This window comes from Aquimarina sp. AD1, assembly GCF_003443695.1.
Classification (GTDB): Bacteria; Bacteroidota; Bacteroidia; order Flavobacteriales; family Flavobacteriaceae; genus Aquimarina; species Aquimarina latercula.
Map to the genome: position 1 here is coordinate 3,067,573 of NZ_CP031966.1, position 17,682 is coordinate 3,085,254.

Annotated in this window: 10 protein-coding genes; 2 read left to right on the forward strand and 8 right to left on the reverse strand. The window is 32.2% G+C overall.

The window, feature by feature from the left end; translation table 11 throughout:
• The first annotated feature begins 1,171 nt into the window (after positions 1-1,171).
• On the forward strand, positions 1,172-2,782 hold the full coding sequence (locus D1815_RS13450) for an isocitrate lyase (protein ID WP_118387551.1): 1,611 nt from the start codon (positions 1,172-1,174) through the stop codon (positions 2,780-2,782).
• A gap of 107 nt (positions 2,783-2,889) precedes the next feature.
• Here D1815_RS13450 and D1815_RS13455 read toward each other — a convergent pair whose 3' ends face one another.
• From D1815_RS13455 to D1815_RS13465, 3 genes are all read right to left on the reverse strand, one after another.
• Complete coding sequence (locus tag D1815_RS13455; RefSeq protein ID WP_035086320.1) at positions 2,890-4,068, reverse strand: PepSY domain-containing protein; 1,179 nt, start codon at positions 4,066-4,068, stop codon at positions 2,890-2,892.
• A gap of 193 nt (positions 4,069-4,261) precedes the next feature.
• Positions 4,262-5,545 carry a DUF4374 domain-containing protein gene (locus D1815_RS13460; protein WP_118387553.1) on the reverse strand — a complete coding sequence of 428 codons (1,284 nt, stop codon included), beginning with the start codon at positions 5,543-5,545 and terminating at the stop codon, positions 4,262-4,264.
• Between the two features lie 26 nt (positions 5,546-5,571).
• A complete protein-coding gene (locus tag D1815_RS13465; RefSeq protein ID WP_118387555.1) occupies positions 5,572-7,956 on the reverse strand; it encodes a TonB-dependent receptor in 2,385 nt (794 codons plus the stop codon).
• A gap of 103 nt (positions 7,957-8,059) precedes the next feature.
• Here D1815_RS13465 and D1815_RS13470 point away from each other — a divergent pair, with 103 nt between their 5' ends.
• Positions 8,060-9,070: a helix-turn-helix transcriptional regulator gene (locus tag D1815_RS13470; protein WP_233557587.1), complete on the forward strand. Its 1,011-nt coding sequence runs from the start codon at positions 8,060-8,062 to the stop codon at positions 9,068-9,070.
• A 30-nt stretch (positions 9,071-9,100) separates the two neighbouring features.
• On the opposite strand, the gene D1815_RS13475 is transcribed toward D1815_RS13470, so the two are convergent.
• From D1815_RS13475 to D1815_RS13495, 5 genes are read right to left on the reverse strand one after another with little or no spacing between them, the layout of a single operon-like run.
• Positions 9,101-10,201, reverse strand: coding sequence for a heparan-alpha-glucosaminide N-acetyltransferase domain-containing protein (locus D1815_RS13475; protein ID WP_118387560.1), 1,101 nt, complete (start codon positions 10,199-10,201; stop codon positions 9,101-9,103).
• 20 nt (positions 10,202-10,221) lie between these two features.
• Positions 10,222-12,672, reverse strand: a complete 2,451-nt coding sequence (locus D1815_RS13480; RefSeq protein ID WP_118387562.1) for a GNAT family N-acetyltransferase — start codon at positions 12,670-12,672, stop codon at positions 10,222-10,224.
• A gap of 13 nt (positions 12,673-12,685) precedes the next feature.
• Positions 12,686-15,133 (reverse strand): GNAT family N-acetyltransferase, encoded by a 2,448-nt coding sequence (locus tag D1815_RS13485; protein WP_233557585.1) that lies wholly within the window; start codon positions 15,131-15,133, stop codon positions 12,686-12,688.
• Between the two features lie 10 nt (positions 15,134-15,143).
• Positions 15,144-16,325: an MFS transporter gene (locus D1815_RS13490; RefSeq protein ID WP_233557583.1), complete on the reverse strand. Its 1,182-nt coding sequence runs from the start codon at positions 16,323-16,325 to the stop codon at positions 15,144-15,146.
• 11 nt (positions 16,326-16,336) lie between these two features.
• Positions 16,337-17,668, reverse strand: a complete 1,332-nt coding sequence (locus D1815_RS13495; protein ID WP_199726738.1) for a lysine N(6)-hydroxylase/L-ornithine N(5)-oxygenase family protein — start codon at positions 17,666-17,668, stop codon at positions 16,337-16,339.
• Positions 17,669-17,682 lie beyond the last annotated feature (14 nt).

Genomic DNA, 17,682 nt, shown 5'->3' on the forward strand with positions numbered 1-17,682 from the left:
AATGATCTATACATTTACTAATTTAGATTATAACTATTAGTAATAATTATATATCTAAATTTCGAAACAACCATATTAAACTACACTCTGAAGTAAAAATCACTAGACTCTTTTTTTTACAACATCACTGAAAACAAATAGCTTTCTATCCTTATAGAAAGAAGCTACCTAACAAAGTGTTGTCTAAAAACCATAGATCTTAGAATATCTGAACACGTATTTTGGGGAGAGGGGAATAGTAGTAGTATCATTACGTTAGTTTATTAATAAGTAATATTGTGCTTCTCAAATATATAAAAAACAAGATTGCTTTTTCCCATTAAAAATCATTTAAATCGGTAAATATTTTATAAAACATTGACGCAATGCGGCTATGCCATATTCAAGTTATTGTTTTACCCTTTTATTGTGAAATAATAGACCATTTTAATTTTTGAAAATCAAATTTCTATTGAAAATCAAACATCTTAGGTTTATGTTCTTGACCTATAACCTGATATATTTTACTAGTATTAATGTGTAATTATTAGTGATCAAAAAATAAAGCTCCTAAAATTTAGATGTAAAACAACTCATAACTAATCTCAAAACTTATGAATTTTTTTAGTAAACCATTACGAAAAAAGCCGCTTAATTTTTCAGAAAACATAAAAAACTCATATCATTTCTAAAACATCCCATCGTCTTAAAAAATTAATTAAAGTCATATTTTAATTATAAAAGCACCTCCATATTTGCACAAGGATACAAGTTTTAATATTTGATTATCAATTAATTAAATCAAAAAACAACATCGTTTAATAGGTGCTAAAATAAATCAATAAGGCATATTGCGAACTATTAAAATTTTATAATTTTAATATTTTTAGCGAACGTTCGCTTTTTTAATCAAAAACTTTTTTATAATATTGTCCTGTAATTAATTTACAACAAATAGTAAATCGTATTACTAAAAAAGGAATCTGGTAGACGCTACGAAGTAGCAATTAGAATTCGAATTATTAATTAAAAGATCTAAGAAGATGAAATCTCAAGTAAAAACTAAAACACTGGTTACCAATTGGGCTATTAATAACACGATTGATTACAATTCGTACGTCTACAGCCTACAAAAAACAAACAACTCAAAATAAAGACTTTATCCTTAAAATAAAATATAAAACATTACATTATGACTACTTATAATTCGGCACTTGATACGGTACGTACTCTAAAAGCTAAACACGGAAGTACTTGGGCAACCATAAGCCCAGAAAATGCAGCGCGTATTGCTATACAAAATAGATTTAAAACAGGATTAGATGTTGCCAGATATACAGCCTCTATTATGCGTAAAGATATGGCTGAATATGACGCTAACAGTGTAAAATATACACAATCATTAGGTTGTTGGCATGGTTTTGTTGCCCAACAAAAAATGATCGCTGTAAAGAAACATAAAGGCACTACCGATAAAACATATTTATATCTTTCTGGTTGGATGGTTGCTGCATTACGTTCTGAATTAGGACCTTTACCAGATCAATCTATGCACGAAAAAACTTCGGTTCCTAAGTTGATTGAAGAAATCTATACCTTTTTACGTCAAGCAGATGCCGTAGAATTAAACGATCTTTTTCGTCGTTTAGATCAAGGAGAAGATGTGCAGAATGAGATTGACAATTTTGAAACACATGTTGTACCAATCATTGCAGACATTGATGCAGGTTTTGGTAATGAAGAAGCAACATACCTATTAGCCAAAAAAATGATCGAAGCAGGAGCTTGTGCACTACAAATAGAGAACCAAGTATCCGATGCTAAACAATGTGGTCACCAAGATGGTAAAGTTACAGTTCCGCACGAAGATTTTATCGCTAAGCTAAATGCACTTAGATATGCTTTCTTAGAATTAGGTGTAGAAGAAGGTGTAATTGTAGCAAGAACAGATTCCGAAGGTGCTGGTTTAACACAAAAATTACCTGTATCAATGGAAGAAGGTGATCTAGCTTCTCAATATATGGATTTTGTTGAGGCGGAAGAAGTTCTAATTACCGAAGTAAATGAAAATGATGTATTATTTAAACGTGATGGTAAATTAGTTCGCCCAGTGAGATTACCTAATGGTTTATATAAATTTAAAGAAGGCTCAAATATTGATCGTGTTGTATTAGATTGTATTACAAGTTTAGAGAATGGTGCAGATTTATTGTGGATAGAGACACCAACTCCAAATGTTAAACAAATTGCTCATATGGTAAATCGCGTAAAGGAAAAGGTGCCAAATGCTAAATTAGTTTACAATAATTCGCCATCTTTTAATTGGACAATCAATTTCCGCCAACAAGCATTTGATCTTATGACCGCAGCGGGAGAAGACACATCAGCTTATAATCGCGAAGAATTGATGGATGTAAAATATGACAATACCGAGTTATCTAAAAGAGCAGATGAAATGATTCGTATGTTCCAAGCAGAAGCATCTCGTGATGCTGGGGTATTTCATCACCTAATTACATTACCAACATATCATACGACTGCACTACATATGAATGATCTTGTAGCAGGGTATTTTGGAGATAGAGGAATGTTAGAATATGTAGATTCTGTTCAACGTCAGGAAATACGAAAAGGAGTATCGTGTGTAAAACACCAACGTATGGCAGGCTCAGATTTAGGAGATGACCATAAAACGTTCTTTGCTGGTGAAAAAGCTCTGAAAGCTGGTGGTGAGAAAAACACGAGTAATCAGTTTGAAGTTAAAACAACTACTGAAGAGCCAGCACTTGCTTTAGATAAATAAAAATCCTCTCTAAATTATAAAAAAAGGTGATCTATGTGTTTAGGTCACCTTTTTTGGATACATAAAAAATTTAACTTTGGTATATGATCTCTAAACAATCATAACGACTATTTCACACTAACTAGTTTTCTAGGAAGCTCGTTTCTGGTTTTGGCTTTATACTTTCTACCATACCAGAGCAAAATCCCACTAACAGGTAATGATGCACAAATTAAGCTCACTAAAAAGGCAATGATCTTGCCCACTATTCCTCCTATGGCCCCAATATGGATATCATAATTCATTCGAATTACTTTATCTGCAAAATTGGTGTTTTTATATTTACCATAAATACTATTTGTTTCTATTTCTTCTAAAGTATTTTGATCAAAAAACAGATAATCCATATTATAATACAATCCTTCTGAATTACTAACCTCAACAAGAATTGAAGTAGAATCATTTTCTGGATAATGTAATTCAAAACTATGCGCATCTTTATAGCTACGTTGTAAAATAGGAATCAACTTATCATATTCAAAACCAGTAGTTTCCTTGGATACTATTGCTTGTTCGCTCTCTGGAATCACAAACCGAGGGTCTTTATCGCCACCTGTAGCTTTATAAGCTATAAAATAAAACCAGTTAAAAGCCATCACACATCCAGTAAAAGCTAATATCAAACCAAACGATGAGATATAAAACCCTGTTACTGTATGGAGGTCAAAATTTTTCCTTTTCCATCTGGTTTTTTTATTCCAATCAAATTTTAATCTTTGTTTCCAATTCTTCTTATTTCGTGGCCACCAAAGAAAAAGACCACTTATGATAATAATCAAAAAAAGCAATACGGAATAAGAAACCACTCTAGAGCCGATAGCATCAGGTAACCATAGTCGTAAATGTCCTTTTAATATAAATCCAAAAAAACCTGCATCATTATCTATTCTTTTAATGAACTCGCCAGAATATGGATTTAAAAAAACACTTTGATAAAATATCTCTGGTTCTGCTTCATAAAAAACAACCTCAATCGCTTCATCTGGTTTCCCATAGATAACCCCATGAATCGTCTTTTTAGGAATCACGTTTTCTGCTAATTCTTTAATCATAGAGGCCTCTAAGAACTCTTGATCTTGAGGAGTAACATATTTATGATCATCATAAAAACTTTCTATTTCTTCTTTAAAAACCCATAGACAACCAGTAACAGAAACAATAAAAAGCACTACACCTGTAACTAATCCAAGTATTTTATGAAGTTGTAAAATTCTTTTACGTCTATTATTTCTTTTTTTTCTTGTCATTTATGGATTTATTAAATGCATGGGTCTGAAAAACCTCTACTTAGTCCTTTTACTCTGAACAAAGTCACTAAATAAAACACAACTACTTATTAATTTGACTTTGATCTTTCTGAGCTTCAAATGGGGGTATAAGCATCAGAACAAAAGTTTTTGAAATTTCTCAGAACCCATATTTACATAGAGTCTAATTGAGTTAATTACTAATTTTAAAGATTCCTTTAAGTCCTAGTCCAAGAACTTTAGCACCTTGTGTTGCAGTTGCGGTTTCAGGATCTACTATATACACATACGTATCTGTATCAGTAGAACTACTAATATACGCTTTGCCATCTTCTACAAACATAGGAGACGTATATCGATGACCGTGAGTTGGCACTCCAGCTATATCCGTAACAGTTTGGTTTATTAAATCTATTACTACCATTTTAAATACATCTTTTTTAAAGAATGCACCCCATTCTCCAGCTCCATTAGTGTCATCTACAATTATTCTTGCAATTGCCTTTCCGTTACCGACATAATCCATCCAGAACAACTTTCCGCCATTAATAGCTTCTTCTACATTAAAGAAATAACTTGAATCAAACTCAGTGGTTCCATTGTTAATTCTTAAAATCCCCGAAGGCTTTGAAGCTGCAGTAAAACCAGCACTCAATGCAGATGTAGAGAAAGAATAAATATCTCCATTTTCTGTTTGTCCAATACCTGTACTATGACCGTTTACTCCAATTGGACTGGTTCTATCATCTTCAATTATTTTTTCTAATTCGAACTCTGGATAGTTAAATACTGCCACATAAGCACGATCTACATCTGGAGTAATAAAAGAACCATCAGCCAACCACTTATGATATGAAACAAATAACTTTCCATCTCTAAGTACCATACCGGTCACCCAAGGAGTAGATCCTGGATTCGCTACAGTTCCATCACCCATATCGATATCTACAGGGTGTTCTTCAATCTTTTCTAATAAACCCGTCTCGGCATTTACAATATGAAAACGTTTATCAGAAAGCCCTCCATACGTTAATTCCACAGCCAATAATGTGTTCTCGTCTAATGCTGCATAATTATCTAGTGTAGATTGAAAAGCAAAATTTGCTTTTTCTTCTAATGTTCCCTCTTCATTTAAATGATAAGCAATACAAGTATCATCATCAGAATATCCCGCGGTAAATATCGTATTACCTGCTCCGTGGAAAAATCTCCAACCTTTTAATGGAATTCCTTGACCTTCTACCGAAATTTCACCGGTTGTTAAAGATTCTAATGATGGTAATTCCAAAATATAATCCACAGGACTTGCATCTCCAACAGGAAATGCCTCAAATCCTACAACATATTTAGATACCGCAATTGGATCCGGATCCGGATCAATAGGTGTATCTCCATTATCATCACTGCTACATGATATAACCATTGCGGTTATTGCTAAAAGTAGCATTACATTTTTTATCCATTTTATTGTTTTCATTTTATATGATTTTTGATGTTTAATATTTAATTTGATATATAGTATCGTAGTTTTACATAAAAGGCTCTTCCGGGTTGTTGTATTTCGAAATTGTCATAAATTTTTGCATCCAAGATATTCCTGGCCGAAACAGCAATGTTGTAACGCCCTTCATTAAATGAATATCCAAGCTCTACATTATGCGAAATTTGTTCGGGAATAATATCTCTATCTTCTGGATTTCCTTCTACAAAAGAGGTAAGCGGGTAATCATGCACATAATAGGTGTTCCAGGAAACGTTTAACTGATCATTTACAGCAAGTACATTATTGAATTTACCTCCAATACGAGCATTTCCAAATACATATGGAATATTTGCTATTCGTTGATTTTTCAAAAAATCAACACCTGCATTTTCTCCAGCATTTCTATCAATGATGTTTTGATAGGTGGCATTCAGATCCAAAAAGAATGCATCATACAACATTCTTATTTCTCCTTCTACACCTGTACTTCTAGCATCAGCAGTATTGAAGTATCTAGAAAAGATTCCTTCGGATCTAATAGCTATAAAATTCTCAGATTCTCTAAAAAATACATTGGTATCAATCTGAAGTTTTAACCCATTAATATCTGTATTAAAAAGAGCTCCTAGATTGGCGTTGTAACTTTCTTCTGGTAATAACGCTGGATTAGATTTCAATAAAAATCCATCCCCAAATACCTCATAACCTTCAGGAATTCTAAATGTTTTTTCAAAAGATCCTTTAATCTGAAAATTATCAAGGATTTTATAAGTAGTAGCAAAGCCATATCCCAGTTCTTCAAAAGTATTTTCGAACCTGGTAAACCGATCTTCTTCTACATTGGTAAATAGGTCTTCCAAAATTCCTTCTGAGTTTAGAAGATATCCTTTAGAAAAAAAAGAAGTACGCCATCGTGTATCTAAAAGATCAATATCGTAAGAAAGACCAAGTATATTTTTATTAACTATATGAGGGTCCCGAAATGCAATTCTTCCGGTTCTGGCATCATCTTCTCCTCTACGGCGAATATAATTTTTGGTATAGTTAGCGCTTAGAGAATGTACGTCATTAAAGGTGTATGTGGCTAATGCGTTTATTAAATGTAGGTTATCTTTAAACTTAAATAATGTCTTACTGGCTTCAAATTCTCCCAGCGTTTGATCTCCTCGTTCTATAAAATTTCCAAACCAATCATATTTCCTAGAAGAAGTATCTACGACCCTTTCATTATTTTCTGTTAGAGCACCATAAATTTTTAGTTTCAACTTTTCATTAAAAAGATTGTTTTTTTCAAACTCAATAGATCCCGAAATAATATCATTTTCAGTAAATACTTCCCCAAATGGATTCTGCGGATCAATAGGGTGCTGTATTTCGTTTTCGTTTGCAGATGCAGTAAAACCTAAAATCAATCTATCTGCGTATGATCTATCAACTAATCCAGTTTGTATCCGTATCATCTGAGAATTATATGCATCATGAAATCTTTCTACATTATCTCTGCGGATACCGGTATCATTTCCTAATTCATCCCTAACATCAATATCATCAATAGTATAGTTATTATCAGAATAATTATAAAATGAGGACAACTGAAACATCCATCCATTTTTATTATAATGTTGTCCATTTATAGTAGCACGATGTGTATTAAAAGATCCTATATCATAAGACACATCAAGAAAATCCTTTTTACGTTGATTAGTAATAATATTAACTGCACCGCCTAGTGCATCTGCTCCTAAATGTATCGGAACTACGCCTTTAAAAACTTCTGCTCTTTCTACGAGTGTAGCAGGAAAATTATTTAGAGATAAAGAGCTCCCAAAATTCTCTATTGGAATACCATCGATAAAAAACTTTACTTGCTTCCCTGATAATCCATTTAAAGAGAAATCAAACGCAGCCCCTAATCCTCCTCTTTGACGAACATTTACTCCTGGTATCGTTGTTAAAATAGCATTGATATCTACACTACTATTTTTTAATCCTTTGGTTTCTATAACTTCCACTTCAAAAGCCTTTTCTTTTACCTTTTGAGCAGCAGTTTTCCCTTTAACAATTACATCATTTAATTCTTCTACATTTTGTTTTAAAACAATACGGATATATTGTTCCTTAGAAGCATTCGTAGTAATCTTATAGAAACGAGTTTGAAAACCAATAAAACTAGTTTTTAGTGTATATGTTCCTTCTGGAAGCGAAAGGGTAAATTCTCCATCAAAATTAGTAATTACGCCTACGTTTTCTAATTCTACTACTTGGATAGCTGCTTCGGGTATCGGATTAGAATTCTGATCCACAATGACACCTTTTATTGCCTCTTGACTCTGACAAAATAGAGTAATCAAAAGCATCAAAAAGACACTATTTTTTCTTTTTAAAATAACCACTGACTGTAACATTTTTTTATTTATTTTTGCGACCTAAATATTTATTATTTATAATTAGTCTAAATAAATTTAAAGTGCAAAATTAGTATCTAAGGGAAGAGAAAAATGACGCATTATGGATAAAAAAAGACGCGAAAAGACGTCAATTAAAACCGAAATACAAGACCCTAAAAAAACAGTTAGCTTATCTACTGTTACAGAGCTAATAGGTTCTGGCGAACGTTGCGGAATTATTACTAAAAAATTCCAATTCTTACCTCAATATGGTATAGGTTATTATCAGACACATAAGTTTGAAGGTCTATCTATTACTATCTATGATGTATTATTAGAAAAAAATCTAATAGTAGAAGGTAAGCTTTATGACAATTTCTTAGAAATGTCCTTCCTGATTGAAGGCGAGCAGATCATTAAAATTGAAGGAATAACTAAAGATCTAATCTACGAAAGTCAAGAGTGTTATCTATTGTATCTAGAAAATATAAAAGGTTCTATCTCATATCACAAAAGAAAGCGGCTTAAGGAAGTTAAAATTAGAATGAGTACAGATTTTATAAAAAGGCATAAACTAGATGAAGAATATAATATCTTAGAAAAACATTCTTTGTTAAAACTACAAAGCAAATTTTTAAAACCATTATGTTCAAAAACTCAAAATATTCTTTCCGAAATTTTGTCGGATCAAAGGAAAGGGTTGTTAAAACGATTATTTTTAGAATCTAAAGTCCTTGAATTAGTAACTTTAAAAATAGACACTGCAACTACTAATATTATAACTAATAACATTCCTCCCATTGATAATTTAGTAAAAAAGCTATACCAAGTGCAGCATATGATTTCTTCAGATCTTTCTGTTCAATATTCAATTCATCAGTTATCCAGAGAAATTGGATTAAATGATTTTATATTAAAAAAAGAATTTAAAGCTTTATTTGGCAAAACAATTTTTGAATATGCTACCAAATTACGAATGGAAAAAGCAAGGCAACTCCTGTTACATAGCAAAAAACCCATTTATGAGATATCAGAATTAGTTGGTTATAAAAACTCTACACATTTTACTGCAGCATTTAAAAAAATAGAAGGAACTACTCCAAAAAAGTATCGTAGTAATCTAGAGAACTGAAAATTCAGTTCTCTAGTAGTCATTCTATTTCTATGATGTCAATCTTCCTTTAGGAATTGTTTTACCTGACCTATAAATATTCCTGATTTTACCCACGGAGAAGTGAATTACAAATGTTAATCCCATAAATATTGGCATTAATAGTATTGTACCGAGTTCACTTTTACTTTGAAAACCAAAAATCACCATTCCCCAACAAATCAAAACCCATTGGATCACATATAATGATGTTACATGTTTACTACAATAATAGAAAGTTTTATATAAGAAATTGTCTTTGGTTTTCGATAATATCCAATGGAATATTGACAACACAGAAAAGTTCCATCCAGCGAGATAAATTACTCCTCCAGGTCCTAAATGAAAAAAATCATTAAAATGATATGCTTCATTCATAAATACCAATGGGGCTCCAGCTGCAATAAATAGTAATCCTACGATACCCATTCGTTTAAATAACTCATTTTGATTATATCCTTTTTCCACATACCATTTCCCAAAAAACATCCCTAATAATATAAATGATATCCAAGGAAAAACAGGAAAATAAACCCAATAACCATCACTCCATAACAATTGAGTTATATAGTTTAACCCGAATATTTCTGATTGAAAGCCTCTTAATTCTGGAGATATGAATGCTATTAAAACAGCTAGCCCTAATAGGATAAATTTATTTTTTAAATATGCTCTGATCAGTGCTAATACAATCAATGATATTCCAGCTAATTGTAATATATCACCTGTTAATAATAAATATGTGTATTCTTCTAAATTCAAGGGTATTTCCCATCCGTAAGCGGCTATAAAACTATCAGGCATTAACCCTACAAGTATAGGTGCTAAAAACTTGAGAAAATTCATTAAATAAGCTACTCCCAGAATCGTTATACCTCTTTTTACCGCGCTTTTTATATCTTGATTCCTTGATATCATAAAAGATACTCCCATTGTTATCAAAAAAACTGGTGTACCTCTTCCTACAAAATGAATAAAATGTCCTAGAAAAGTATCGGATTGTACATCTTGTCTAGCATGAATCCACAATGTATGAACCATAATCATAGCAATAACGCTAAATCCTCTTCCAAAATCTATGGCTAAAATTCTACTTGGTTTTATAGTTGACATAAAATATTTTTTTATGAATATTAGTTATCTTCAATAAGTTCAGACTTTCGATTATTTAAATTTATTTTCTTAAACTTAGCAATAGGGTTTTCTAGTGTTCCCTCTAGAATTAAGCTTGCCATGGGATCCGTTAGATTCAACATTTGTTGAGTGTTTTTCAGTTGTAATCTATTTAAGCAACACCTATCAAACTCTGATACAAAGAGGTCATATCGATCAAACTTTGATTGTAATTCTGGATGTTCCGTTTGATATGAATAAATACATAAGGCTACTTCTTGCCAAAAATCATTCTCAGCATACTGAAGATCTCTTTCTAAAATCGGAGTTAGAAATCTAAAAATGCAATCAAAAACATCTGTAAAGATTGATAATATTTTCATTGTATCAGAAGTTTCTGTATATAATCGTTTTACTTTTTCTGGTAATTCCGGTTTCTCATTAAAAACAATCACTTCTTCTGTGATATCTTTCATTAAGATTTTTACCGGAATATGATTCTCCAACACCATAATGATATTTTCTCCGTGTGGCATAAAAACAAACCCATATGTATAAAAACAGTGTAGTAATGGTGATAAATATGCGTCCAAGTATCTTTTGACCCAACTACTGACATCACAAACAGAAGCTTTGATTAATGCTCCTATAAATGAATCACCATCTCCATCCAAATGAAGCAATGCAGCCATTGTCATTAATTGTTGACTCTTCTTTATTTTTGCATGCGGACTTTCTCTCCATAAAGCTGATAGCATCTTATTATGAGCATTTGTTTTTCCTAACACTTCATAGAAAGTGTTCTGGAAACCAACGGTAGCAACTTCTCCTAACATAGTGAAACCTTTTTGCTTTAGATATACATCCTTACCTAATAAATCCGTTATCCATTCCGTAATATGTGGTGTGCTCTTCATATAAGAAGGAGAAAGTCCTCTCATAAATCCCATATTTAGAATAGACAAAGCCGTTTTGGTATACATTTTCTCAGGATTGCTTTTATTGTAAAGTGTCCTAATTGATTGCTGAGCAGAGAAATAGTCATCACCTTCACCTAAGAATACCAAATTTTGATTCGCAATATCGGCAGCAAATACCTGAAGTATTTTATTATTCCATTGCCAAGGATGTACAGGAATAAAAATATAAGAACTGGTATCTAATCCTAAGGATTCCAATTTGGTATTAAATTTTGAAATTAACTGAACCCCTAACTCTTTTCGCATTAAAGATTTGTATTCAAATTTGTGTACAGAAGTAAAAGTGGTTTTACTTTTATGACCCGCTAACCAATATATTTTAAAAGGTAAATTGGTTTCTGGAGCATATTGCAAATAATCCTGACCATCAAAACCTATTCTTCCGTTATTTGCAACAAAACAAGGATGTCCTTCTGTCATTGCATGCTCTATGACCTGGAAAGAGCTATCTACTAGTTCGCTTGATGAAAATGAATGATGACCTTTCTTATACGCAGCACCGGATAATGTACTAGATATTTCTTCTAAGTATACAGGAAGTAAATGTTTTGGTATTTCTAAGGTATACACAAACTCTACGATAAACGTTAATGCATCGATTGGAACCTGAATATCATTTACTTTTTTAATAATAGAGCTTTTATCAATATCCCAATGATCAAGCTTATATTTTTGCGCAGTAAATTCATATGTTATTCCAGGAGTATCGGCAATTAGCACATATTTATTCCACTTTTGGTTATTTGTCTCTTGTTGAGGTTTAAAAAGTAATTCGTGTGAAAATTCGCTAATTGCTTTGCTTACAAGAGCTCTATTTACACTTTTCCAGTTAGATGGATTAAGGTGAGCGTGAGATACTCTTAATGAATCAGATATATTTAAGTTGGTCATTGGTTTTATTTTTTCTCTAAAAGCATTTTTGGCTTTTTTATAATCTTCTGGTTCACAAAAAGCTAATGCTGCAGTTTTTTCCGGTAATTCGATTTCTTTTTGGTATACAAACCCAGCTTTTTTATTAAGGGTATGAATCTTTTGATTTCTAACATCTGGCTCTACCACTATTCTTTCTACATCCGGTAATTCAAAGAAATATTCAAGAACTGTAGTAAATACATTCCAGGTAAATCCAGTGATTTTATAATCTGATGGCGCTACCAAAATATGCATGCCGTAATCAGTATCTTTAGCAGAATAATAGTCAGAAATCCTATCTGTTGCTGCTTTGTACTTTTCCATTAAAAAGATGGGAACTCCATTATATACACCTATAAAAACATCATAGTCTTTTCTGGAAACTAGCGCCGAATATTCTGAGCGTACTTCTTCTATAGAACTTTCTAGCATACCCCAATATGTAGCATACTCTTTTGTTACCCATTTATGAATAGTAGAAATATCATAATCAAAATCTAAATGGCGTAAATGTATAGTTCCAAAATTTTCAATTGTTCTTGAAAAAACTATGTTTTGTGAGATTTCAGTATTTTCCATAATGCTCGTTTAATTATGAAGTTGTACCTACTAAATCTTTTCTAAAAGCAGCAATGGGATTCTCTAGTTTACCAGCAAACTGAAGCAATGCTACAGGGTCATCTAAATCAATCATTTGTTTGTGATTATTTAGTTGTAATCTATTTAAACAAGACAATTGAAATTCTGGAGCAAATAAATCATATTGCTTAAATTTTGCTTCTTTTTCTGGATAACGATCCTGATATTCTTGAATTACATCTGCAACCACTTTCCAAAATTCTTCTTCTTTGAAATTAGCATGTGCAACTAAAATATGAGACATAAATCGGAAAAAACCGTCGAATATATCAGTGAAAATTGAAAGTAATTTTACATCTTCTGGAACTGGAGCATACATGCGTTTTAAATGATCTGGCAGCTCAACTTCTGGATTTAGAATACAAGCTTCTTCCGTAATATCTTTTAAGAAAGATTTTACAGGAATTTGATCTTCTAATACTATGATAATGTTCTCTCCATGAGGCATAAAAACCAGGTCAAAATGATAAAAACAATGCAATAGTGGGCTTAAATATGCTTTTAAATATAAACGCAACCAATCCGTTATAGTTAGACTAGATTTTTCAATAATTTTTGGTAATAAAGCTTCTCCATTTTGATCTACATGCAGCAATGCTGCCATAGTCATGGCTTGTTGGTTTCCATTTACATTGGCAATGGGGCTTTCTCTCCAAAGGGATGCTAACATCTTATTATAATCGTTGTGAGGACCAAACTCTTCAAAATAAGGGTTCACATAACTTATCGAAGCAATCTCACTTAGCATCCTAAAACCCGTTTCCTGAATATAAGAGTCATTATAAAGTAACTCTTCTAACCAAACTGCCATTTTAGGAGCAGTCCCAAGATAATACAGCGGAAGCCCGCGCATAAACCCCATATTTAGAATTGAAAGCGCTGTTTTGGTATAGAATTTTTTAGGATTCGTTTTATTGAATAATGTTCTAATAGATTGTTGAGCAAGGTATTGATCCGGACCATATCCTAAACATATTAGGTTTCCGGTAGCAAGTTCTGGCGAAAATATATTAGCTAATTTATTAAACCATTGCCATGGATGCATAGGAATAAAGAAGTAATCTTCCGGATCAAAACCTTTATTTTTTATAATCGTCTCAAAAGATGTTATCGTCTCATTATCTAATTCTTGCTGTATTAAAGTATCATAAGATAATACCTCGGTTGCTGCATATACAGCTCTGCTTTTATGACCTGCCAACCATATTAATGAAAAAGAATTACCAGCTTCGGGAGCATACGACCTATAATCACTACTATCAAAACCTATACGGCCATTATTAGCAACAAAACCAGGATGTCCCTCTGTCATGGACTGTTCAATAGTTTGAAAATCGGCGATCGCTAGCTCCTCTGAAGTTGGATTACCTTTTAAAAATTTAAATGCGCTCCCATATAAGGTACTAATGATCTCTTCTAGATATAATGGCATTTGCGTATCCTTAATACCGAGCTGTTTTCTAAACTCCTTTATAAATAAAACACCGTCTATGACAACGGATTCACTTTCTTCATATTTTTTGATCGATCCTGATTCAATATATAAATGGTTTAACGCTAATGGTTTTGCGTTAAATTGATATTGAATGGTAGGATTATCTGATTTTAAAATATAACTATTCCAACCGTCCTTTAATTTTTCTAGAACAACTGGTGTGATCAGAAGTTCATGACTAAATTCGCAAATTGCTTTGGTTACAAAAAGAGTATTTACTTTAACCCAAACTTCGGGTTGTAAATGAGCTATCGATTGTTGGGGCGAAACAGCATTATCTAAAGTATTCATAGCACTTCTTTTATTAATTTTTGAAATTGATGTAAAATCTTGATATTGTTTTTTGTCTAAAAATGCTATTTGAGCAGTCTTATTTGGGAGTTCTATAATTTTATCGAGCTGAAAACCTATCCGCTGACATAATGCAAACATCTTTTTATTACGGATATCAGGTTCTACTAGGATTCTATTTACGGAGGAATCTTTAAACACAAAATCCATTATAGCCGTAAATAAATACCATGTAAAATTTGGGATCTTAACACGTGGCGGAGCAACGATGATATGAATCCCACAGTCTCCTTTTTCCACGCTATAGAGTGTACTTATAATATCTTCTTTGGGATTATATCTTTCTAATACAAAAACCGGTTTACCTTTAAAAACACCTACAAAAACATCATAATGTTCCGGCTCCATCAATTTTATATATTCTTGTCGTACCTGTTGTAAATCGTACCCTTGCATTCCCCAAAAAATAGCATAGTCCATATTTACCCATTTGTGCAATATCTCGCTGTCTTCAGATATCCTAAAAGGTCGTATCTCTATGGTCCCAAAATCAGAAAAGCTTTTTGAATAGATTTTATGATACTGATGCTGTATGTTATTGGCTGTTTTTTCCATTCAGAATTTCTTATGACTTAACTAATTGTTTAGAAGTGAGTTTTGGAGCAACTTTAAAAATTAAATAATACAGCAATAAAGTGATACTAAAACCACCTAAAGCAACCAAAAATGGAATTCTCAATCCATAATTATCTACTAGTAGCCCCACAGAAAAAGACGATAGCAACACTCCTAGGTTTTGAAAAAAATGTACCTTACTATAATCCATAGCATAAGAATCTGGTGTACTAAATTTAAAGAGCAATACATCAAATTTTACAACTCCTTGAAAAATTGCCCAACCATAAATTATTCTACCTATTATTACTGTTATTTCTGTAGAAAGCCCTTGAAGAAATAATCCAGTAATACCTATTAATAATATTGGCACCATCTGTTGCCATACATTATTTGTTTCTTTTCTCTTCGTATTTATCCATAAAGCAATCAGCGCTACAAAACCAGGTATTGCATATACTGTTCCTGATACTAGTGTAGTATTATATACTGAAATGCTTTCCCAATAAGTTGCAAAAAATGGTCTTATCAAAAAATCACTGAAATACAAAATCATAGTAATCAATCCAATTTTGAGAATAAAACCTCTAGGAATCATTTTTGAGTTCTGTTTAATAGACCCTTCCGGTTCCAAGGTTTTGGCTGTATTGTATTTGTTACTTCTTAATAAATAAGCACTCATACCCATTTGTATAAAATCTCCAATCGCCATAATCACAAAAATGTAGCTAGCATCAATTAAATCTACAGTAGCACCTCCTATCACTGCTCCTAATATTCCACCAAGATGTACCACTACGGATAATAAACCAATGGTTTTAGGATGTTCTTTTTTAGTGATTATTTTTAGGATATACGGATATACTAGTAAATAGCTTCCTTTAAATAAGATCATCATTAAAGAAATGATCCAGAAGTTAACATATGATGTAGTTGTATAACAACATAAAGCCAATATTCCTGCCACAAACTGTGTGTATATAAGAATATTTAGCTCTGTTATTTTTTTGGAAACATATGCCCAAAAAGGAAACGAAATCATCACCATAAAGCATATCGCAGCAAAATAATAACCTACCAATTCTGGATTTGTTACCCCGAATCGAGCTTCGAAAAATTGAGGATAAAAAGGATGTAATAAATAATCACTTACTACAGCTACTAAGGTCATTATGATCAAAAAGTTCTTCATTAGAATTTTTGTTAGGTAGTTGGAGTTTCTATCATAATTTCCTCTTCTTCTAACACATCAAACTGCTGGAATGCAACTCTCTTTTCTATAGCGTAATAATCTGTGCCTGTTAATTCTTTGATGATATATGAATTGCGATAAGCTGCCATACCTAAATCGGGAGTTACAAATCCGTGTGTATGTAGTTCGGCATTTTGTACAAATATCTCACACCCCAATTGATCAATAGCATAATTACGATGTACATCATATCTACCTTTTTCATCCCATCGAATTCGATCACTAATCCCATCGACAAATGTTGGTTTTTGATATTGATATCCTGTAGCCAATACTAGTCCTTCTGTTCTATGACGATAGTATTTATCTTGTTCATGCTGATGAATTTCTAGATAAAAGGTGTCCAAAGTATCATCATAAACCGCATTCTGTAACTCTGAATTTGTTCTTAAATTTACTTTGACATCCGTGAGCAATCGTTTCGTATATATCAAATCAAATATATCAGCAATCAAATCTTGATTGATCCCTTTGTATAAATGCTTTTGATTCTTAATCAACTCATTACGTTTATGATTAGGAAGGTTATAAAAATAATCTACGTACTCGGGAGACGTCATCTCTAAAGTAAGTTTTGAATATTCTAACGGAAAGAATCTTGGCGATCTCGTAATCCAATTCAATTCATATCCTTTTTCATCTATTTCTTGTAAGAGATCATAAAAAATCTCTGCAGCACTCTGACCACTGCCAAAAACTGTAATAGATTTTTTGGATTGTAACTTCTTCTTATTTGGCAAATAAGAACTAGAATGAATCGCATCTTCTTTTAAAGAATTACAACAACTGGGTATATACGGACTTGTTCCGGTTCCCAAAACAAGTCTTCTAGCTTTATGAACTTTACGTTTATTAGTTTTTGTACATTCCGAAAGAACAGTATAATATTGCTCCTTTTCATTATACGCAATCTCAACCACTTCGGTCCCAAATTGAACATCAGATAATTTATCAATTGCCCAACGACAATACTGATTGTATTCATTTCTTAGTAAAAGAAAATTTTCTCTAATATAAAAGGAATAGATTCTTCCTTGTTCCTTGATATAATTTAGAAAACTGTATGGATTTGTAGGATCTGCTAAGGTTACTAAATCTGCCATAAAAGGGATCTGTAATGTAGTATCCTGAAGCATCATACCTGGATGCCAGTCAAATTTTTCTTTCCTATCTAAAAACAGTCCATCTAACTCTGTAATTGGCTCGGACAAACATGCTAGTCCTAAATTCATAGGACCTACTCCAATCCCAATAAAATCAAGTATCTTTTCTTCTTTCGTCATTATGCTTTCTATTT

Coding starts and splice junctions, on each gene's coding strand:
- D1815_RS13490 (WP_233557583.1), bottom strand. CDS start 16,325: ATGAAGAACTTTTTGATCATAATGACCTTAGTAGCTGTAGTAAGTGAT.
- D1815_RS13470 (WP_233557587.1), top strand. CDS start 8,060: ATGGATAAAAAAAGACGCGAAAAGACGTCAATTAAAACCGAAATACAA.
- D1815_RS13475 (WP_118387560.1), bottom strand. CDS start 10,201: ATGTCAACTATAAAACCAAGTAGAATTTTAGCCATAGATTTTGGAAGA.
- D1815_RS13465 (WP_118387555.1), bottom strand. CDS start 7,956: ATGTTACAGTCAGTGGTTATTTTAAAAAGAAAAAATAGTGTCTTTTTG.
- D1815_RS13480 (WP_118387562.1), bottom strand. CDS start 12,672: ATGGAAAATACTGAAATCTCACAAAACATAGTTTTTTCAAGAACAATT.
- D1815_RS13485 (WP_233557585.1), bottom strand. CDS start 15,133: ATGGAAAAAACAGCCAATAACATACAGCATCAGTATCATAAAATCTAT.
- D1815_RS13450 (WP_118387551.1), top strand. CDS start 1,172: ATGACTACTTATAATTCGGCACTTGATACGGTACGTACTCTAAAAGCT.
- D1815_RS13460 (WP_118387553.1), bottom strand. CDS start 5,545: ATGAAAACAATAAAATGGATAAAAAATGTAATGCTACTTTTAGCAATA.
- D1815_RS13455 (WP_035086320.1), bottom strand. CDS start 4,068: ATGACAAGAAAAAAAAGAAATAATAGACGTAAAAGAATTTTACAACTT.
- D1815_RS13495 (WP_199726738.1), bottom strand. CDS start 17,668: ATGACGAAAGAAGAAAAGATACTTGATTTTATTGGGATTGGAGTAGGT.